The sequence below is a fragment of the Nonomuraea longispora genome, assembly GCF_004348345.1.
Taxonomy (GTDB): Bacteria; Actinomycetota; Actinomycetes; order Streptosporangiales; family Streptosporangiaceae; genus Nonomuraea; species Nonomuraea longispora.
Map to the genome: position 1 here is coordinate 1 of NZ_SMJZ01000199.1, position 16,866 is coordinate 16,866.

The 16,866-nt window shown below is 70.9% G+C and carries 20 protein-coding genes and 1 tRNA gene; 11 read left to right on the forward strand and 10 right to left on the reverse strand.

Features of this window, described 5'->3' with window-relative positions:
• Together E1267_RS35550 and E1267_RS35555 are read right to left on the reverse strand one after the other, a co-directional pair.
• On the reverse strand, positions 1-540 hold a 540-nt coding region (locus tag E1267_RS35550), incomplete at its 3' end, for a MarR family transcriptional regulator (RefSeq protein WP_132339320.1).
• Between the two features lie 299 nt (positions 541-839).
• A complete protein-coding gene (locus E1267_RS35555; RefSeq protein WP_425465117.1) occupies positions 840-1,826 on the reverse strand; it encodes a LacI family DNA-binding transcriptional regulator in 987 nt (328 codons plus the stop codon).
• A 69-nt stretch (positions 1,827-1,895) separates the two neighbouring features.
• On the opposite strand from E1267_RS35555, the gene E1267_RS35560 reads away from it, so the two are divergent.
• Together E1267_RS35560 and E1267_RS35565 are read left to right on the forward strand one after the other, a co-directional pair.
• Complete coding sequence (locus tag E1267_RS35560) at positions 1,896-3,059, forward strand: CynX/NimT family MFS transporter (RefSeq protein WP_165959981.1); 1,164 nt, start codon at positions 1,896-1,898, stop codon at positions 3,057-3,059.
• A 14-nt stretch (positions 3,060-3,073) separates the two neighbouring features.
• Positions 3,074-3,787 carry a hypothetical protein gene (locus E1267_RS35565; protein WP_132339322.1) on the forward strand — a complete coding sequence of 238 codons (714 nt, stop codon included), beginning with the start codon at positions 3,074-3,076 and terminating at the stop codon, positions 3,785-3,787.
• Here the strand turns inward: E1267_RS35565 and E1267_RS35570 are convergent.
• Complete coding sequence (locus tag E1267_RS35570; protein WP_132339324.1) at positions 3,726-4,289, reverse strand: cysteine dioxygenase; 564 nt, start codon at positions 4,287-4,289, stop codon at positions 3,726-3,728. The two genes, E1267_RS35565 and E1267_RS35570, sit on opposite strands and share 62 nt — an antisense overlap.
• Positions 4,286-5,146: an amidohydrolase family protein gene (locus E1267_RS35575; protein WP_132339326.1), complete on the reverse strand. Its 861-nt coding sequence runs from the start codon at positions 5,144-5,146 to the stop codon at positions 4,286-4,288. Before E1267_RS35575 ends, E1267_RS35570 begins: the two co-directional genes overlap by 4 nt.
• A 264-nt stretch (positions 5,147-5,410) precedes the next feature.
• Here E1267_RS35575 and E1267_RS35580 point away from each other — a divergent pair, with 264 nt between their 5' ends.
• Positions 5,411-6,445, forward strand: coding sequence for a LacI family DNA-binding transcriptional regulator (locus E1267_RS35580; RefSeq protein ID WP_132339328.1), 1,035 nt, complete (start codon positions 5,411-5,413; stop codon positions 6,443-6,445).
• Between the two features lie 7 nt (positions 6,446-6,452).
• On the opposite strand, the gene E1267_RS35585 is transcribed toward E1267_RS35580, so the two are convergent.
• Positions 6,453-7,811 (reverse strand): aromatic amino acid ammonia-lyase, encoded by a 1,359-nt coding sequence (locus tag E1267_RS35585; RefSeq protein ID WP_132339330.1) that lies wholly within the window; start codon positions 7,809-7,811, stop codon positions 6,453-6,455.
• 6 nt (positions 7,812-7,817) lie between these two features.
• Positions 7,818-8,198, reverse strand: a complete 381-nt coding sequence (locus E1267_RS35590; RefSeq protein ID WP_132339332.1) for a phage holin family protein — start codon at positions 8,196-8,198, stop codon at positions 7,818-7,820.
• A 132-nt stretch (positions 8,199-8,330) separates the two neighbouring features.
• Here E1267_RS35590 and E1267_RS35595 point away from each other — a divergent pair, with 132 nt between their 5' ends.
• On the forward strand, positions 8,331-8,606 hold the full coding sequence (locus E1267_RS35595; RefSeq protein WP_132339334.1) for a hypothetical protein: 276 nt from the start codon (positions 8,331-8,333) through the stop codon (positions 8,604-8,606).
• A gap of 30 nt (positions 8,607-8,636) precedes the next feature.
• Here E1267_RS35595 and E1267_RS35600 read toward each other — a convergent pair whose 3' ends face one another.
• A complete protein-coding gene (locus E1267_RS35600) occupies positions 8,637-9,413 on the reverse strand; it encodes an FAD:protein FMN transferase (protein ID WP_132339336.1) in 777 nt (258 codons plus the stop codon).
• Between the two features lie 50 nt (positions 9,414-9,463).
• On the reverse strand, positions 9,464-10,165 hold the full coding sequence (locus tag E1267_RS35605; protein WP_132339338.1) for a ferredoxin reductase domain-containing protein: 702 nt from the start codon (positions 10,163-10,165) through the stop codon (positions 9,464-9,466).
• A gap of 118 nt (positions 10,166-10,283) precedes the next feature.
• Here E1267_RS35605 and E1267_RS35610 point away from each other — a divergent pair, with 118 nt between their 5' ends.
• The 3 genes from E1267_RS35610 to E1267_RS35620 all read left to right on the forward strand — a co-directional run bounded on the left by E1267_RS35610 (position 10,284) and on the right by E1267_RS35620 (position 11,958).
• Positions 10,284-10,676, forward strand: a complete 393-nt coding sequence (locus E1267_RS35610) for an OsmC family protein (protein WP_132339340.1) — start codon at positions 10,284-10,286, stop codon at positions 10,674-10,676.
• A 240-nt stretch (positions 10,677-10,916) separates the two neighbouring features.
• Complete coding sequence (locus tag E1267_RS35615) at positions 10,917-11,843, forward strand: nucleoside hydrolase (RefSeq protein WP_132339342.1); 927 nt, start codon at positions 10,917-10,919, stop codon at positions 11,841-11,843.
• Positions 11,844-11,884: 41 nt separating this feature from the next.
• Positions 11,885-11,958, forward strand: a tRNA-Lys gene (locus E1267_RS35620).
• 53 nt (positions 11,959-12,011) lie between these two features.
• Here E1267_RS35620 and E1267_RS35625 read toward each other — a convergent pair.
• Positions 12,012-12,518, reverse strand: a complete 507-nt coding sequence (locus E1267_RS35625; RefSeq protein ID WP_246064462.1) for a flavin reductase family protein — start codon at positions 12,516-12,518, stop codon at positions 12,012-12,014.
• Positions 12,515-13,555 carry a MupA/Atu3671 family FMN-dependent luciferase-like monooxygenase gene (locus tag E1267_RS35630; protein ID WP_132339344.1) on the reverse strand — a complete coding sequence of 347 codons (1,041 nt, stop codon included), beginning with the start codon at positions 13,553-13,555 and terminating at the stop codon, positions 12,515-12,517. Before E1267_RS35630 ends, E1267_RS35625 begins: the two co-directional genes overlap by 4 nt.
• A gap of 491 nt (positions 13,556-14,046) precedes the next feature.
• Between E1267_RS35630 and E1267_RS35635 the strand changes: the two genes are divergently transcribed.
• The 4 genes from E1267_RS35635 to E1267_RS35650 form a co-directional block, all read left to right on the forward strand.
• Positions 14,047-15,564, forward strand: coding sequence for an acyl-CoA carboxylase subunit beta (locus tag E1267_RS35635; RefSeq protein WP_132339356.1), 1,518 nt, complete (start codon positions 14,047-14,049; stop codon positions 15,562-15,564).
• Positions 15,561-15,815 (forward strand): acyl-CoA carboxylase epsilon subunit, encoded by a 255-nt coding sequence (locus tag E1267_RS35640; protein WP_132339346.1) that lies wholly within the window; start codon positions 15,561-15,563, stop codon positions 15,813-15,815. The genes E1267_RS35635 and E1267_RS35640 overlap by 4 nt, the downstream gene beginning before the upstream one ends.
• 27 nt (positions 15,816-15,842) lie before the next feature.
• A complete protein-coding gene (locus tag E1267_RS35645; RefSeq protein WP_246064463.1) occupies positions 15,843-16,601 on the forward strand; it encodes a thioesterase II family protein in 759 nt (252 codons plus the stop codon).
• Between the two features lie 37 nt (positions 16,602-16,638).
• Positions 16,639-16,866, forward strand: a 228-nt coding sequence (locus tag E1267_RS35650) for a beta-ketoacyl synthase N-terminal-like domain-containing protein (RefSeq protein WP_132339348.1), incomplete at its 3' end; no start/stop codon positions are given.

The window sequence follows — 16,866 nt, forward strand, 5'->3', positions numbered from 1 at the left end:
GAGGTAGGCGGGCACGCCGCCGACCCGTTCGGCCAGGATGCGGGTGGTCTCGTTGGTCTGGAACCAGGGCTGCGGCTCCTCCTGGCCGCCCACGGCCGGCGCGATCGTGACGCCCGGATAGTGCCCGAGCCCTTCGCGGGCACACTCGTACACCGTGGTGCCCGACGAGACGAGCACGACGTCGCCCGACTCCAGCCCCACCCCCGCCAGCGCACGGGTCACGCCGGGGGCCAGCCACGGGCCCAGCGCGGGACCGCTGGCCTTGGGCACGATGAAGACCCGCTCCAGGTCGAGCGCCCGCGCCACCTCGGCGGCCAGCGGGCCGTCCTCCATCGAGGCCGGGCGGTGCACCTTGATCTCGACGATGCCCTGCCTGCGGGCCTCGGTGAGCAATCGGCTGACGGTCGCCCGGCTGACGCCCAGCCGTTTCGCGATGTCGCCCTGGGTGGCGTCCTCCATGTAGTACTGCTGCGCCGCCGCGTACATCAGCTCATGGGGGAATCGGGTCTGCGCCTCGGGTGCGACGTCGGCGGCATTCATGCGCGTGCTCCTGGATGAGGTCTGTGAACACTTTTGCAGAACTGATGCGCAACGACTATACGTCAGCGGCGGCATCGCTCCGGGAAACGCTGGTCCCGTTGCGGAGGTTCCGAGGTCCAGCGCGAGTCCGCGCCGTCATGTCGCGGTGTCACGAACCGCCGAGCCGATCCATTCGTTGTGCAGGCTGCTCGCGCCCAGAGCCGAACTCATCCACGATCAGCCGGCCCGTCCTCGCGATCCGGGAAGCGGCCGGGGCGGTCGATGAGCGCGGGCCCGCGGTCGCCGCAACCCGCCGGTGGTCAGGGGTGGGCGGCGATCTCGCCCGAGCCGCGGGGGATGAGGCGGACGGGAAGCTCGATGTGCTCCGATGGGCCCACGTCACCGCGTAGGCGGCGGAACAGCAGCTCGGCCGCCACCCGGCCCATCCACGACGGGTCCTGCGCCACCACCGTCACCCCGGGCTGCAGCAGGTCGGCCAGCTCGAAGTCGTCGAACCCGACCAGCGCCAGCCGCCGCCCCGCGAGGGCCCTCAGCACGGTCACGGTGTAGCGGCCGTTGCCGGCGAACACCGCCGTCGGCGGCTCGTCGAGGGCCAGCATGCCGGCCAGGTCGGCGCGCACCGCCTCCAGCGACGGGGGCCGCATCGACACCAGGCGCTCGTCGTAGAGACCGCCGAGGGCGGCGCGGTAACCCTGGAGGCGCTGGGCCGCCGTGAAGATGGCCGGGTCGTCGCCGAGGAAGGCGATCCGGCTGTGGCCGTGGCCGAGGAGGTGGCGTACCGCCTGACCGGCGCCGCTCACGTTGTCGGCCAGTACGGTGTCGACGTCGAGTCCCGCCCCCGGCGGCCGGTCGGCGAACACCACGGGCGTCCCGGCCTCCAGCTCGCTGCGCAGGTAGGTGTGGTCCTCGCCGGCGGGCACCACGATCAGCCCGTCGACCCGGCGCGCGCAGAACGTCTCGACCAGCTCCCGCTCCCTGCCGGGCTGCTCGCCCGACGACCCGCTCAGCAGCAGGCAGCCGTGGTCGATGACGACCTCTTCGACGGCCCTGCTCAGGCCGGAGTAGAACGGGTCCGCGACGTCCTCGATGACGAGCCCGATCGTCGCGGTCCTGCCCCTGCGCAGCATCCTCGCGCTCTCGTTGCGGCTGTAACCCAGCCGGTGGATGGCCGCCCGCACCCGCTCGGCCGTTGCCGGGTGCACGCCGGGCTCGCCGTTCACGACGCGCGAGACGGTCTTGAGCGCCACGCCCGCCGCCGAGGCGACGTCCTTCATCGTCGGTCTCACGCCAGGATCATGTCTTACCGACGAGGGGTCCGACAACGTTGTCAACCGGTTATGCCAGAGTGGTCCCCTATGTCGTTGCGTTCTGTGGCGCTCGTCGCGGGATTCGTGCTGGCCGCTCTCAACCTCCGGCCGGCCATCGCGGGCATCTCACCCCTCCTCGACGAGATCATGGACGATGTCGGTCTCTCGCCGGCGGGCGGCGGCGCGATCACCACGGTCATGATGGTCTGCCTGGGCGTCTTCGGGGCGGTGGCGCCGCTGCTCGCCCGGCGCGTCGGACTCGACCGCACGCTCCTCGCCGGCCTGCTCGTGATCGCGGCCGGAGTCTCGCTGCGCGGTCTCGACGGCGCATTGGTGCTCTACCTCGGCTCGGCCCTCGCGGCCACCGCGATCGCCGTCATGAACGTCGCCATGCCCGGCGTCGTCAAACAGCACTTTCCCTCCCGGATCAACCTCATGACCGGCATCTACGTCTCCGCCGTCGTCGCCGGCGCGGCCACCTCCTCGGCGCTGGTGATCCCGCTCGAACACCTCACCGGGTACGGCTGGCGCGGCGTCTCGGTCCTGCTGGCGGTGCCCGCGCTGCTCGGGGCCCTGCTCTGGCTCCCGCAGGCGCGGCGCGGGCGACCCGGGGGGCAGAACGGTCCCCGTCCGATCGGCGCGGTGCTGCGCAGCCCCGTGACCTGGTACGTCACCGGGCTGATGGGGCTGCAGTCGCTCACCTTCTACGTCATGCTGGCCTGGCTGCCGACCATCTTCATCGAGGCCGGCCTGCCCGCCGAGCAGGCCGGCTACCTGCTCAGCCTGACGAACCTGGTCCAGGTGGGCACCTCGCTCGCGGTTCCCTTGCTGGCCGGGCGGCAGCCCTCGCAGGTGCCGTACGTGGTGGGCGCCTGCGTGCTGACGGCGCTCGGCTACCTGGGGATGCTGCTGGCTCCGACCACGCTGCCGTGGGTGTGGATGATCGTGCTCGGCGTCGGCCAGGGGGCCACGTTCGCGCTGTCGCTGCTGATCATCGCGTTGCGGCCGGCGAACTCGGCCACGGTGACCGCGCTGTCGGCGGTGGCCCAGTCGGTCGGCTACGGTGTCGCGGCGCTGGGGCCGGTGCTGTTCGGGCTGCTCAGAGAGGTCTCGGGCGGATGGTCGGCGCCGTTGACGGCGGGTCTCGTTGTGATCGCCGTCCAGACCGTGACGGGATGGCACGCCGGGCGCCCTGCTACGTTGGGCAGGTAAGCCTTACCTGAGATGTGCGGGGGTTCACGGTGCTGACCGAGGTGCTCCAGCGGGTGGCCGACGCGCGTGGCGGGATCCTCGGAGTGGAGCCCGGTCTCGTCATCGAGCCGGACGAGAGCTGGACCCCGGCCGCCGAGCTGGTGCGGGAACCGTACACCTTGCTCGCGGAGCTGGCCGACGAGACGGCGGCGCGCTGGAACGCTCCGCGGCACGTCGGCGCGGCGCTGTTCTGGAAGACCTACGGCTACTGGCACACCCTGCCGATGGTGCTCGGGTGGGCGCTGGACGGGAAGGTGCCGCTCATGCGGCTGCCCGACACCTTCTTCAAGGTGTCCGCCGCCGGGGTGACCCTCGCGGCCACGCGCGTGAGCTGGGGCTCGGGCGCGGGCGAGATCGGTGAGGCGCTGGCCGAGTCGCAGGCCCCGCTGGTCAGGGCACTCGGCTCCCTGGCCAAGGTGGGCGAGCGAACGTTGTGGGGCTCCACCGCCGAGGCCGTCGTCCATCCGCTGACCTCGATCGCCGAAGGCGACTACATGCGGTTGCTGAAGGAGATCGGCCCGCCGGTCGACGGGCTGATCGAGCCCGCCGACGACGGCTATTTCCGCAAGACCTGCTGCCTGTGGATCACCCTGCCCGACGTGGAGCCGTGCGGGAGTTGCTGCGTGCTCAGGCCACAGAACCGGCCACAGAACCGGCCAGAGGGCCGACCGGCTCGTCCAACGGCCTGAGCTCGTCGGCGTAGCTCACCGAGACGCGGCGCATGACGCCGCTCGACTCGATGGAGTACTGGCCGAGCCGCCACAGCGGCGGCGAGTAGGCGTGGATGGACACGCTGGCGTCTACCGCGCCGGTGAGCCGGTGGATGTGGTCGGGCCCGAACGAGAACGACTGCCCCTCCGTCACCACGGTCTCCAGGTGCTCGCCGCCGATGCGCGGGTTGCACTCCAGCAGCGCGCCCTGCACCACGTGGACCGCCCCCGAGGAGATGTCGTGGTCGTGCCAGCCCGTGTCGTCCTCGGGGCGCCAGCACAGCAGCCAGACGTCCACGTACGCGTCGCGGTAGAGCGAGGCGTAGTGCCTGTCGCCGCCGGCGGGGAAGTCGACGTGGCCGCGCCACTCCTCCGGGCGGGCGGCCAGGTCGTTCACCAGGTCCCGGAGCTCACGCCGGTCGAGAGTGCGCTCCGGGAGCCGGGCACAGGTGCCCCCGTCCTGGGTCTGTTCGGTGCTCACGTACGAGTCTCCTTTCTGCTGAGTAGGCGACGGGGGTTGACGACCCGGATGGCGTGCGCGGCGGCGGCGCCGAGTCCGGGGTCGGGTGCGGTGGCATAGGGCGCGTCGGAGCCGTTGACGACGACGTCGATGCCGAGCTCGCGGACGATCGCGTCGATCGCGCGCGGGCCGTAGGAGGAGGTCTCCACGAAGAAGCCGGGGTCGACCAGGCCGCGCCCGCCGCCGCCCCTGGCGATGAGGCGCTCGGAGTGCAGCGGCCCCAGCCCGGCCAGGAGGGCGAAGCAGACGCGCAGCCTCGGGTGGCGGGGCCTGACGACGGCGTGGAAGTGGTGCCAGGCGGCGTGCATCTGCTGCACGTACGGCACCAGCGCGGGCCACCACTGCGGTGCGCCCTCGGTGAGGGCGGTAGGGCCCGGGTGCACGAACAGCGGCAGGTCGAGATCGGTCAGCACCTCCAGCAGCCGGTCGTCGGGCTCGGCCGTCGCGGGGATCTGCAACCCGGCGAAGCCCCGGGCGAGGTCCTTGGCCAGGCGGTCGGGGTCGACGTCGCTGTGGCAGGTGGCCGCCCACGCGCCGAAGGGCTCGCCGAGCGCCAGGGCGCCGTCGTGGTGGGCGTCGATGAGCGGCCAGGACTCCTCGGGCGGCAGGAACTCGACTCCGAGCGGGCTCGACAACGACACGAGGGCCAGGTCGAGGCCGGTGGTGTCGCGGTGCTCGTGGTCGGCGGGATCGACGGCATACGGGGGCTCGCCGTCGAGGAGGAGCGTCCAGCCGTCGAGCCGGGGCGGGGAGGTGCGGGCGCGCAGGGCGTCGACGAACGCGCCGGTCCACAGGTGCTGGTGCACGTCGATGCTCACGGGTCACTCCTTCCCCTATTTCCTACTCACAATACATGCAAAGCCATTACGCAGGTGCACCGAGGACGTGAAACGGTTCACTGATACGGTTCAGTGAACCGCTTCACCCCTCACTTGTCAACAGCACCCGAAGGTCGCGGGACCTCGACAGGCGGCGCGTCAGGATGGATGCTGAAAAGTACGTCCGCACCTTCGACACGGCGGAGCCAACATGCCCGTGCCGGGAAATCACCGTCTGTCGGTGACACCCAATAGGCTGGCCTAATGCCTCGGAAGAGAGCGACGATCCGCGAGGTGGCGCAGGCGACGGGCCTGTCCCCCGCGGCCGTCTCCTACGCGCTGCGCGGCCTGCAGGTGTCGGAGGAGACGAAGGAGCGTGTGCGTGCCGCCGCGGCCGAGCTCGGTTACGAGGCCGATCCCATCGCCAGGGCGCTGGCCAGCGGACGCACCGGCATGATCGGGCTGCTGTGCGGCTCGCTGGAGGACCTGTGGCAGCAGTCCCTGGCGGTCGGCATCAGCAGGGGGCTGCGCGAGAAAGACCGTTACGCGCTGATCCTCGACGCCTTCGGCGATCCCGTCAGAGAGCGGGTGCTGGCCCAGCAACTCCGTGACCAGCGGGTCGATGGAATGATCGTGCAGCCGATCGACCCGGCGGCGGCGTTCTGGCCGGAGTTGTGCGAGTCGCTGCCGGTGATCGCGGTCGGCGACTCGATCGCGGGCACGGCCGGAGAGGTCGTCTTCGACAACCGGCGCGGCGTGACCCTGGCCCTTGAGCACCTGCGCGCCCTCGGCCACCACCGCATCGCCGTGCTCACCCCCACCCGGGCCAGCACGCCCGACCGTCCCGCCGACGTGTTCGTGATGGCCGAGGCCGAGCGGCTGGGCCTGGACATCCAGGTCGCCACCTCGCCGCACGGTCTGGCCGACGCGACGGCGGTGGCCCACGACGTGCTGTCGGAGAAGGTCCCGACCGCCGTCTTCTGCTTCGCCGACTCGATCGCCTACGGGGTCTACGCGGCCGCCCAGGAGCTCGGCCTGTCGATCCCGGGCGACGTGTCGGTCATGGGCTACGACAACCATCCCATGTCGGGCCTCCTCACGCCGGGGCTGACGACGGTCGACTGGGGCATCGACGGCATCATCAGGGCCGCGGTCCGGCTCATGTCGGCGGCGGCCGACGGCGGCACCCGGCGGCGCCACGTCGTGCAGGCCCCCACGCTGCGCGAACGCGGCTCGGTCGCCCGAGCCCCCGGCCTGCCCCAACTGTCAGGTGCGGAGCGACACGGTTCGGAGGGGTGAGGGCCGGCTAACCGGTCGTCCCCGCCGGCCCGGCGCTGCCGTCCGCTGGGGCCGTCAGGGCGCGGCGTGACTCCTCCAGGTCCTCCGTGAGCGGCCGGTCAGGGGGTGGGGCCTGGCGGGCCCTGAGGGCCGCGGTGCGCTCGCAGGCCAGCACGAGCGACAGCGGCTCCAGGCAGCGCAGCGTCAGGCGAGCGGCCTGGGTGGCGAAGCTCGCGTGCTCCTCCGTGCCGAGCGAGATCACCGCCGTGCCCGTCGTCACCGGCACCGCGAGGTGGCGCAGCACGGCCATGGCGTCCTGGGCCACGTACTCGAGGATGAGGGCTCCCGAGGCCCCGGATCGCTGGGCGAGGAAGGGCAGGCGGCCGGTGTAGGCGGGGTCCATGAGCGCGGCCAGGCGGGCGGTGCTGAGCTGGGCGGTCTGTACGATCGCCGCCCGCAGCGCGTCGAGCGCCAGGGCCACCGGCGCCCCGTGGGAGTTGCCGTTGTGCCAGGCCAGTGTGCCGGCGATGAGCGGGTTTTCGGTGGCCGAGTTGAGGTCGATCTCGATGGTGGCGACGGTCCGGCCGAGCGCGTCCATGGTCGCGCCGTGCACCTGGGCGAAGGCCCGGAAGCCGTACGGGTCCTGGATGCGGGTGGCGAGCCCCTGGCTGAGCAGGGCGCGCAGGCGGGCGGCGACGACGGCCTGCCCCGGATGAGGGCGGGCCTCCTGCACGGGGGCGGCCAGCGGCTCCGCCGAGGCGTCGACGGCGGTGAACGACAGCGCGGCGACGTCGACGGCCGCCTCGAGGAGCCGGCGCAGGCGGTGGCAGGCGATGGCGGCGTCGGCGAGCGTGGCGGCCCCCGAGCTGATGAACGGCAGCGCGTCGCTCGACGCCAGCGGGAAGCGGGGCTCCGCGGGCGGCGAGGCGCTGTCGTGGCGCCAGGGGAGTTCGCCCAGCAGGCAGAGGGCGGTGGTGGCCAGGGCTGTCAGGTCGCCGGTGCCGATGGCGCCGTACGTCCTGATGGGCGGGGTGAAACCGGCGTTGACGGCGTCCGCGAGCACGGGGAGCACGGCCGGGTCGACGCCGGAGCCGCCCGCGACGAACTGGTTGAGCCGGACGACGAGCATCGCCCTGGCGCGGGCGCGCTCGATCGGCGGGCCGGCGCCGCACGCGTGGCTGCGCAGCAGGTCGAGCCCGGGAGCTTCCACGGGGACGGCCTTGTTGGCGCCGACACCGGTGCTCCGCCCGTAGACGGGGCCCCGGAGCCCCTGGGCGGTGGCCCACGCGGCCCGGGCCCGATCGATGGAGGAGATCGTGACCCGGGCCTCGTCGTACGCCGCCTCGTGCACCTGCGCACAGGTGAGGCCGGCGCCGTCGAGCTCCATAGGGATTCAGTCGTTGTCGGGGATGAACAAGCCGAGCAGCCAGCTCACCACGCTGATGATGATCGCGCCCCAGAACGCGGCCGGATAGAAGTTGTCGACGTGGAAGGGGATGTCGACCTGCTCGGCGATGAACCCCGTCAGCAGCAGCATGGCGGCGTTGATCACGAGCAGGAAGAGGCCGAGCGTCAGCACGATGAGTGCGCACCCCAGCGTCTTGACGATGGGCTTGACGATCGCGTTGATGATGCCGAAGATCAGGGCCACGATCACCAGGACGCCCCAGTATTGCGCCGTGTTCGTCTCGAGGTCGACACCGATGCCCGGGACGAGCTGGATGGCGACCCACAGGGCCACCGCTGCCGCAAGGGTTCTGATGATGAATCTCACGCTGCTTGATCCTCCCACTTGGGAACGGTGCCGCGATAGAGGCGCGAGCACAACGATGCGCGGCGGTCACCGCCGGTAGTCGCCGGTTATGGCCCGTCCTGCTCGGGAAGGTGCGTGCAGGGGAGGTACGAGATGAACGCGGACGGGCTCGAGTCGCTGCCGGCCAACGAGTTGCACGATCGGGCGGTGCGTTATGCCGTACGCCATGGGGACCTGGGGTTTCTGTGGGAACTGTTGAAGGTGATCCCTGCCGCTGAGGCCGCCACCGGTCATCATGACGAGAGCGCCAACAACCTCAGCAGGGTCTCGGCGCTGCTCAGTGACGCCATCGCGTCGGGCGAGGGTGAGCTGGGGGAGGCGCTGCGCCCGATCTACCTCGACTACCTGCGCAAGCACCCCGACGCCTAGCCCTCGCCCGGCCCCCGCCCGCGCCCTGTTCTAGCCCGCGAGCTGGGCGTGGCGGCCGCTGTACTCGGCGAAGCCCGGCGTGCTGACCTCCTGCCCGTCCTTCAGGACGAGCATCGTCTCGTACGGCCCCGATTCCGCGAGCCGGGTTGCGAAACCCCTGGCCAGGACGGGCCCCATGGCGTAGATGGCGGTGGCGTAGGCGTCCGCCGTGCCGAGGTCGGGCCCGATCACCGTGACCGAGCCGAGCCCGCGCTGCACCTTGCCGGTGCGCGGGTTGACGATGGGCGCCCCGCCCGAGGTGGCGAGGCCCAGGTCGTGGGCGTGGACGACCTTGCGGACCAGGCCCGTGTGCGGGTCGCGGACGCCGATGCGCCAGCGCCTGCCCGGTGCGGCCGAGCCGCGTACGCGGATGTCGCCGCCCGCGTTGAGGCGGTGGTCGCCGGCGCCCGCGTTGACCAGGGCGCGCGACAGGCGTTCGAGCGCCCAGCCCTTGATGTAGCCGGACGGGTCGGTCACGCCGTTGATGCGGGGCTCGAACCAGCCGTCCGTGTGCCGGCCGAGCTCGTCGCAGCGGTGCAGGACCTCGATGAGTTCCGGGATCTGCTTGATGGTCTGGCCGCGGTTGAGCCGGCCGATCTGGCTGTCTTCCTTGACCGGGCTGAAGGTGTCATCCACCCACCTGAGCCAGGCGAAAGCGTCATCCAGCAGAGGGGTCAGCTCACGTGCGGGGAGCGCCGTGCGGATGTCCACGCTGACGGGCATGCCCATGACCATTTCGACACGGGCGGTTCCGGGGAAAGTCGTCACCTTGCCTCCTTGTCCGTCACCTACCGTCTCAGACAACGCGTAACGTCGGCCTAAACCTTGTGCCCATTTTCGAAACGGATCTGTGATCTGGGCACGGCGAGACGTGACAGGGCGCCGCCGACGTACCGCTTGAACGGGCGCGGACCGGCCACCACCACCTCGCGCTCGGCGATGTCGGGGATCTCGCGGCTCAGCCCGGAGGCGCTCAGGCGCTCCTTGACCCTGGGGTCGTGCTCGCGGCCGACGACGAGGACGAGTCCGTACCTGGCCTCCAGGTCGCGGAGCTCGTCGGTGGCGCGCTCGGTCCTGTAGACGGCGACGGTGTCGGTCTCCCTGTCCAGGCGGGCGCGCAGGGCGCGCGGGTCGACGCCGGTGGCGATCAGCAGGACCGGCTTGCTCTGTCTCGGTACGCGGTGGCTCATGACCGCCATGACGGCCGCCAGCGCGTACAGCAGCAGCCAGGCCACGCGGCCGGGCTCCGTCGCATGGGGCGCCGTCCCGGCCTGGTGGGCCACCAGCAGCGCCCCGGTCAGGTAACCTCCGAGCCGCAGCCGTTGCCTGGCCTCCTCGGTGCGCAGGTGCCCGGCGGCCTTGACGCTGAGCAGGCCGACCCCGGCGAGCAGCGCCGCCGCGACGTAGGAGGTGGGGCTCCAGGGGCGGCCGAGGCCCGGTTGGATCGCGCCGAACTCGGCTACCGCGACACCGCACCAGAAGAGGATGGGACCTTGGTTCGCACTCGCCTCGCTAGCCATGTCCATCACGGTGCTGAACGAAGATGAAAGGTTTCTGAACACAGCTGAGGAATCAGCTGAATCGGCCACCCCCATGCCCCTGGGCCCGCCTCGGGAGGGGGTGGTTAAGGTCGGGAACATGGCAAACGTGCGTGTTGAGCGGACTGATGACGGCGGATTCCGGGCCACGAACGCCCGCGGCGCCGAGGTGCGGATCGGCGGCGGCGACGAGGACGGCGTTTTCACCCCGGTCGAGCTGCTGCTGGCGGCGGTGGGCGGGTGCAACATCGTGACCGTCGAGCCGCTCACGTCCCAGCGCAACAAGCGGCTCGTCCGCCTGGCGATGACCGTGCAGGCGGAGAAGGTCGAACAGAGCAGGCTGGGCCCTGTGACGGTCACGTACGACGTGGAGCTGCCGTCGGAGGACGCCCGCTCCGTGTTCGAGGCGGTGGCGGAGCGGGTGCACGAGAAGTACTGCACGGTGAGCAGGTCACTTCAGGAAGGTACGGAGGTTCGGTTGGAACTTCCGTAGGTGGGATTAAACAGATATTCGACCCCGTTATGACGCGACCGTTGCATTCGTCTCGGTACCGTTGTAGCAGGTCGAGAGGCCAATAGACCTTCACCGGAGCGGACGCGGAGGGGGACCGCGGTTCGCCAGTGCGGGACCGCCGGCGTTTTTGGGGGAAGACGCCGGCCTGGACCGCCACCGATCGGGCCGGGCAGCTTTGGGGGAACTGCCCGGCCCGATCCATGCGTATCCTCACCTTCCGTGAAGAAGATTGTCCTCGACTGCGATCCCGGCATCGACGACGCGCTCGCCCTGACTCTGCTCGCGGGCTCCCCGTCGGTGGACCTGGCCGGCATCACCACGGTGGGCGGCAACGTCGACCTGGAGCTGACCACCGCCAACGCCCTGGCGCTCAGGGAGTTCCTGCGGCTCGGCGACGTGCCGGTGACACCGGGCAGCGCAGGCGCCCTGCTGCCGCGCACCGTCCGCGCCTCCCACGTGCACGGCGCCACCGGGCTCGGCGACGTACGGCTGCCCGCGGCCGAGCGTGGGCCGTCGCACGGGCACGCGGCCGACTTCATCGTGGAGACGCTTCGGGCCGCCCCCGGCGAGATCACGCTGGTGGCCGTCGGGCCGCTGACCAACCTCGCCCTCGCCGTACGCCGCGAGCCGCGCGTCGTCGAGTGGGCCGGCGACCTGGTCATCATGGGCGGCTCCTTCACGCGGGGCAACTACAACCCGGCGGCCGAGTTCAACATGCTGGCCGACCCCGAGGCGGCCGCGATCGTCTTCGACGCCGGGTGGACGGTCACGATGATGGGGCTGGACGTGACGCTGTCGGCCGTGGTCACCACCGGCGTGCTCGACCGCATGCGCCCGCTCGGGCGGCTGGGCCACGACCTGCTGGTGCCCGCGGCCAGCTTCTACGGCAGGGTCACGCCCGACGGCGGCCCAGCCATCCACGACGCGTGCGCGGTGGCGTACGTGCTGGACCCGTCGTTGTTCGCCTGCGTCCCCGCCGTGGTGAACGTGGAGACGGCCGGGCGGTACACCCGGGGGATGACGGTGACGGACTTCAGGGTCGGCGACCGGCGGGCGAACGCGCAGGTGGGGACGTCGCTGGACGTGAAGCGGTTCTGGGACCTGGTGCTGGGGGCGTACGAGGGGCTGGCTGCCCGGCTCGGATGATGTGCGGGTACCGTTCGGCGGCTGATACAGTTACACCTGTTGCGCCGCTAGCTCAGTTGGTCAGAGCAGCTGACTCTTAATCAGCGGGTCCGGGGTTCGAGTCCCTGGCGGCGCACAAACTCGCAGGGCGCTCTCCAGCTGGAGAGCGCCCTGCGTCGTTTCCGCCGGTCAGAGCAGCACCCGGCCCAGCCTTCCGCGGTGGAAGACCAGCGGGTCGTCGCCGGCGTCGTCGTTGGTGGTCAGGTCGACCACCCTGGCGAGGATCAGTTCGTGGTCGCCCACGAGGTGGCACGAGTCGAGCACGCAGTCGATCCACGCGACCGCGCCGGTGATCGCGGGATGGCCGCTCGCGTTCACCGTCCACCCCACGCCGGAGAACCGGTCGGTCCCCTTCTTCGCGAACGACTGGCACACCCGCTCCTGACCGGCGCTCAGCACGCTTATGGTGAACGCGCCCGCGGCCCGGATGCGCGGCCACGTCGTCGAGGTGTGGGCGGCGCAGAAGCTCACGATGGGCGGATCGAGGGAGACGGAGGTGAAGGAGTTGACGGTGAAACCGTGCGGCTCGCCGTCCGACAGGGCCGCGACCACCACGACGCCCGTCGGATAGTGACCGAGCGCGCGTCTCAGCCGCACGCTGTCGATCATGACGGCGCCCGCCGTCGGCGCGCTCACCGTGCTTCCCACCGCTGCTTGAGCCGGGCGAGATGGCGCAGGCCGTCGAGGACGGCGTCCGTGTCGGGCACGAAGTCGATGAGGCAGGCCACCTCGTCGACGCCGATCTGCTCCAGGGAGCTCAGCACGGTCATGCCGTCGTCGACGGTGCCGAACAGGCCGCCCGTCTCGAAGTACCGCTCGAAGGAGACCTCCAGGAGGAACTCGATGTCCTCCGGGTCCATCTCGTCCGGGTCGATGCCCGGCATCAGCTCCTCCGCCGCCTTCAGGACCAGGCCGAGCGAACTGCGCAGGTAGTCGGTGAACGGGTCGTGCACCACCTCCCGGACCTTGGCGCGGTCGTCGCCGACGAACGTGTGCAACATCAGCGCGACGTGGCCGGTCCCGTTGTGCGCCCTGGCGTAGTGCTCGCGGTATTCGGCGACCTTGCGGACGAGGTCGTCGAGGCTCTGGCCGAGCAGGTGGGTGAGGATGCCGACGCCGAGGTCGCCCGCCTGGCGGAACGTCTCCGGGTTGCCCGAGCTGGTGAGCCACGTGGGCAGCTCCGGCTGGACCGGCGCCGGGTGGGTGCGCAGCTTGACCGACTCGCCCGCGCCGTCGACCAGCTCCACCTCCTCCTGCCGCCACAACCTCCGCACCGTGTCGATGGTGTCCATCGTCACCTGGCGGCGGTCGGCGTAGTTCTCCGGCCGCAACGCGAAGTCCACCACGTGCCAGCCAGGAGCGAACGAGACGCCGGCCCGGCCGCCGGAAAGGTTGTCCACCATCGCCCATTCCTCGGCGATGCGCGCCGGGTGGTGCAGCGGGGCCACGACGCTTCCCGCGCGGATCGCGACGTTCTCGGTCACCGCGGCGACGGCCGCCGCGGTCACCGCGGGATTGGGATATCGGCCGCCGAATTCATGGAAATGCCGCTCGGGTGTCCACACCGCGGAGAAACCGTTGGTGTCGGCGAACCTGGCCCCTTCGAGCAGCAGCCGGTATTGGTCGGTCCCGCTACGGACACCGTCCGCGAAATAGAATAAACCAAAGTCCACCGGTGTCTCCTTACGCGCCGCGCTGGTACGCCCCGGCCGGGCACACCGGCGAGATTTCAGGTTGCCGAGCGGCACCAGTATTCGCGACGCGAGAAGCGCGGGGTAACCCCTATGCCCCATTAGACGTGCCGCTCGCCGCCGGACCGGCGGGCGCACGCAGGCAACCCTTATCGCACCCCTCAACAGCGCCGGCCACACCGCGCCGAATGTCGGGCCGCCCCCCAGGAATGGCGTGCTTTCCCCTCGGTCGCAGTCCAGGGGATCCGTAGGGGAATGCAGGCGGATATTAGGGGGCGAATCCCGTAGCTGATCCGCGGCCCCATGGGCTGGAATGAAACGTGACTGGGGCGGGGCATCCGGGCACGCGCTCGAAAGGCGTATCAGCTGATATCCCGCTCATAGGCCGAGAGGATATACGCAACGTGACTCTGACCACAGAACGCGGCTTGGAACCGCCTCTCTCCCTACGGGAGCGGGTGGCCGAACTCGGCATGATCAAGGATCAGGCGCGCGGCGGGGAAGCTCGGCCTGCCAAGGACCCGCAGCGGGCCAGGGGCAAGCTCACCGTCGACGAGCGGCTCGACCTGCTCTTCGACCCCGGCACCTTCACCGAGATAGAGCCGCTGCGCCGGCATCGCGCCAGCGGCTTCGGCATGGAGAACCGGCGGCCCTACACCGACGGCGTGATCACCGGCTGGGGCAAGGTGCACGGCCGTACCGTCTTCGTCTACGCGCACGACTTCCGCATCTTCGGCGGCTCGCTGGGCGAGGCGCACGCCCAGAAGATCCACAAGCTCATGGACCTGGCCATGACGACCGGCGCGCCGCTCGTCAGCCTCAGCGACGGCGCCGGCGCCCGCATCCAGGAGGGCGTGACCGCGCTCGCCGGCTACGGCGGCATCTTTCAGCGCAACGTGCAGGCCTCCGGGGTCATCCCGCAGATCAGCGTGATCCTCGGCCCCTGCGCGGGCGGCGCCACCTACTCGCCGGCGCTCACCGACTTCACCTTCATGGTCAGCGGCATCTCACAGATGTACATCACCGGTCCCAACGTGGTCGAAGCGGTCACCGGCGAGAAGATCAGCCACGACGAGCTCGGCGGAGCCCAGGTGCACGGCACCGTCTCCGGCGCCGCCGGCTTCGTCTACGACAACGAGACCGACTGCCTGGAGGAGGTCCGCTACCTTCTCTCGCTCCTGCCCGCCAACAACCGCGAGTCGCCGCCCGACCTGGCCACCGCCGACCCCGCGGACCGGCGGTGCGAGGCGCTGCTCGACATCGTGCCCTCGGAGCTGAGCCGCTCGTACGACATGCGCGAGGTCCTCCACGAGATCGCCGACGACGGCGACTTCTTCGAGGTGCACAGCACGTGGGCCACCAACGTCGTCTGCGCCCTGACCAGGATCAACGGCCAGGTCGTCGGCATAGTGGCCAACCAGCCGGCCTCGCTGGCGGGGGTGCTGGACATCAACGCCTCGGAGAAGGCCGCCCGGTTCGTGCAGTTCTGCGATGGGTTCAGCATCCCGCTCGTCACCCTGGTCGACGTGCCCGGCTTCCTGCCCGGCCGCGACCAGGAGCACGCCGGCATCATCCGGCACGGCGCCAAGCTGCTCTACGCGTACTGCAACGCCACCGTCCCGCGCATCCAGGTCATCCTGCGCAAGGCGTACGGAGGGGCGTACATCGTGATGGACTCCCGCTCCATCGGGGCGGACCTGTCGTTCGCGTGGCCGACCAACGAGATCGCCGTCATGGGCGCGGAGGGCGCCGCGAACGTCGTGTTCCGCAAGGAGATCGCCGCGGCCGACGACCCCGACTCGGCCCGCGTCCGGCTGATCAGGGAGTACCGGCAGGAGCTGATGCACCCCTACTACGCCGCGGAGCGCGGGCTGGTCGACGACGTGATCGACCCGGCCGAGACCAGGGCGGTCCTCGCCCGGTCGCTGGCCATGCTCCGCGCGAAAACCACCAAGGTCCCGTACCGCAAGCACGGAAACCTGCCGATGTGATGGGCGGCGACGGCGCGGTGTTCAGGTTCGTACGCGGCGAGCTGGACCAGGAGGAGCTGGCCGCGGTGGTGACGGCACTGCTGCACCGCCTCCGGCCCGGCGCGGAGGAGCGCAACGCCCCGCCGCCCCGGCCCGCGCCGCGGGCGGGCGAGCGGGACGGCCGGTCCTGGCACGGCGGCCCCTCCGCCCGGCCGCCCGCCTGGGACGAACCGCACACATTTCAGGCGCCGAACTCCTGGTCGCCAGGGTGAGTGCGGACATCAACGGAAGGAAGACCAGTGATCACCGAAACCGGAACGTGGGTGCGGCGCTTCTTCGCCGCGCCGGCCGGCCGTGACACCGCCACGCGCCTGATCTGCTTCCCGCACGCGGGCGGCTCGGCCTCCTATTTTCACCCGGTCGCCAAGCAGTTGACGCCGCGGTTCGACGTGCTGGCGATCCAGTACCCGGGCCGGCAGGAACGCCGCCACGAGCCGTGCATCGACGACATCGGCGAGCTCGCGGACCGGGTCACGGCGGAGATCGTGCCCCTGGCGGACCGCCCGATGGCCTTCTTCGGGCACAGCATGGGCGCCGTCGTCGCGTTCGAGGTGGCCAGAAGGCTGGAGGAGCGGGACCTCGCACCGCGGGTGTTGTTCGCCTCCGGCCGGCGCGCGCCCTCCTGCGTACGCGTCGAGACCGTGCACAAGGAGGGCGACCAGGCGCTGCTCGCCGAGGTGCGCCGGCTCGGCGGCACCGACGTGCGCATGCTGGCGGACCCCGAGCTGCAGAGCATGATCCTGCCGTCGCTGCGCGGCGACTACACGGCCATCATGACCTACCGCTGCACGCCCGGCGCCACGATCGGCGCACCCGTCGTCGTCCTCACCGGCGACCGCGACCCCCACGTCAGCACCGACGAGGCGGCGCGCTGGAAAGAGCACACCACCGGCGCGTTCGACCTGCACGTCTTCAGCGGTGGTCACTTCTACCTGAACGACCACGCCGCCGCGGTCATGCGGACGATCACCGAGAACATCCCCGCCGCCCAGGCGTAGATCCCCCTTTCGGTAGCACGAAGAGTACGAGGCGAGAATGGCTGCGAACGACACCAAGCTCATCGAGGCCCTGCGTTCCTCCTTGAAGGAGACGGAACGGCTGCGTGCGCAGAACCGTTCTCTCGCCGAGGCGGCGCGCGAGCCGATCGCGATCGTCGGCATGGCCTGCCGTTTCCCTGGCGGGGTGTTCTCGCCGGAGGACCTGTGGAATCTGGTGGATTCCGGCCGGGACGCGATCGGCGAGTTCCCCGTGGACCGCGGTTGG

Excerpts from the sequence above, each read along its gene's own strand:
- E1267_RS35560 (WP_165959981.1), top strand. The coding sequence starts at position 1,896 with ATGTCGTTGCGTTCTGTGGCGCTCGTCGCGGGATTCGTGCTGGCCGCT.
- E1267_RS35580 (WP_132339328.1), top strand. The coding sequence starts at position 5,411 with ATGCCTCGGAAGAGAGCGACGATCCGCGAGGTGGCGCAGGCGACGGGC.
- E1267_RS35585 (WP_132339330.1), bottom strand. The coding sequence starts at position 7,811 with ATGGAGCTCGACGGCGCCGGCCTCACCTGTGCGCAGGTGCACGAGGCG.
- E1267_RS35595 (WP_132339334.1), top strand. The coding sequence starts at position 8,331 with ATGAACGCGGACGGGCTCGAGTCGCTGCCGGCCAACGAGTTGCACGAT.
- E1267_RS35605 (WP_132339338.1), bottom strand. The coding sequence starts at position 10,165 with ATGGCTAGCGAGGCGAGTGCGAACCAAGGTCCCATCCTCTTCTGGTGC.
- E1267_RS35610 (WP_132339340.1), top strand. The coding sequence starts at position 10,284 with ATGGCAAACGTGCGTGTTGAGCGGACTGATGACGGCGGATTCCGGGCC.
- E1267_RS35635 (WP_132339356.1), top strand. The coding sequence starts at position 14,047 with ATGATCAAGGATCAGGCGCGCGGCGGGGAAGCTCGGCCTGCCAAGGAC.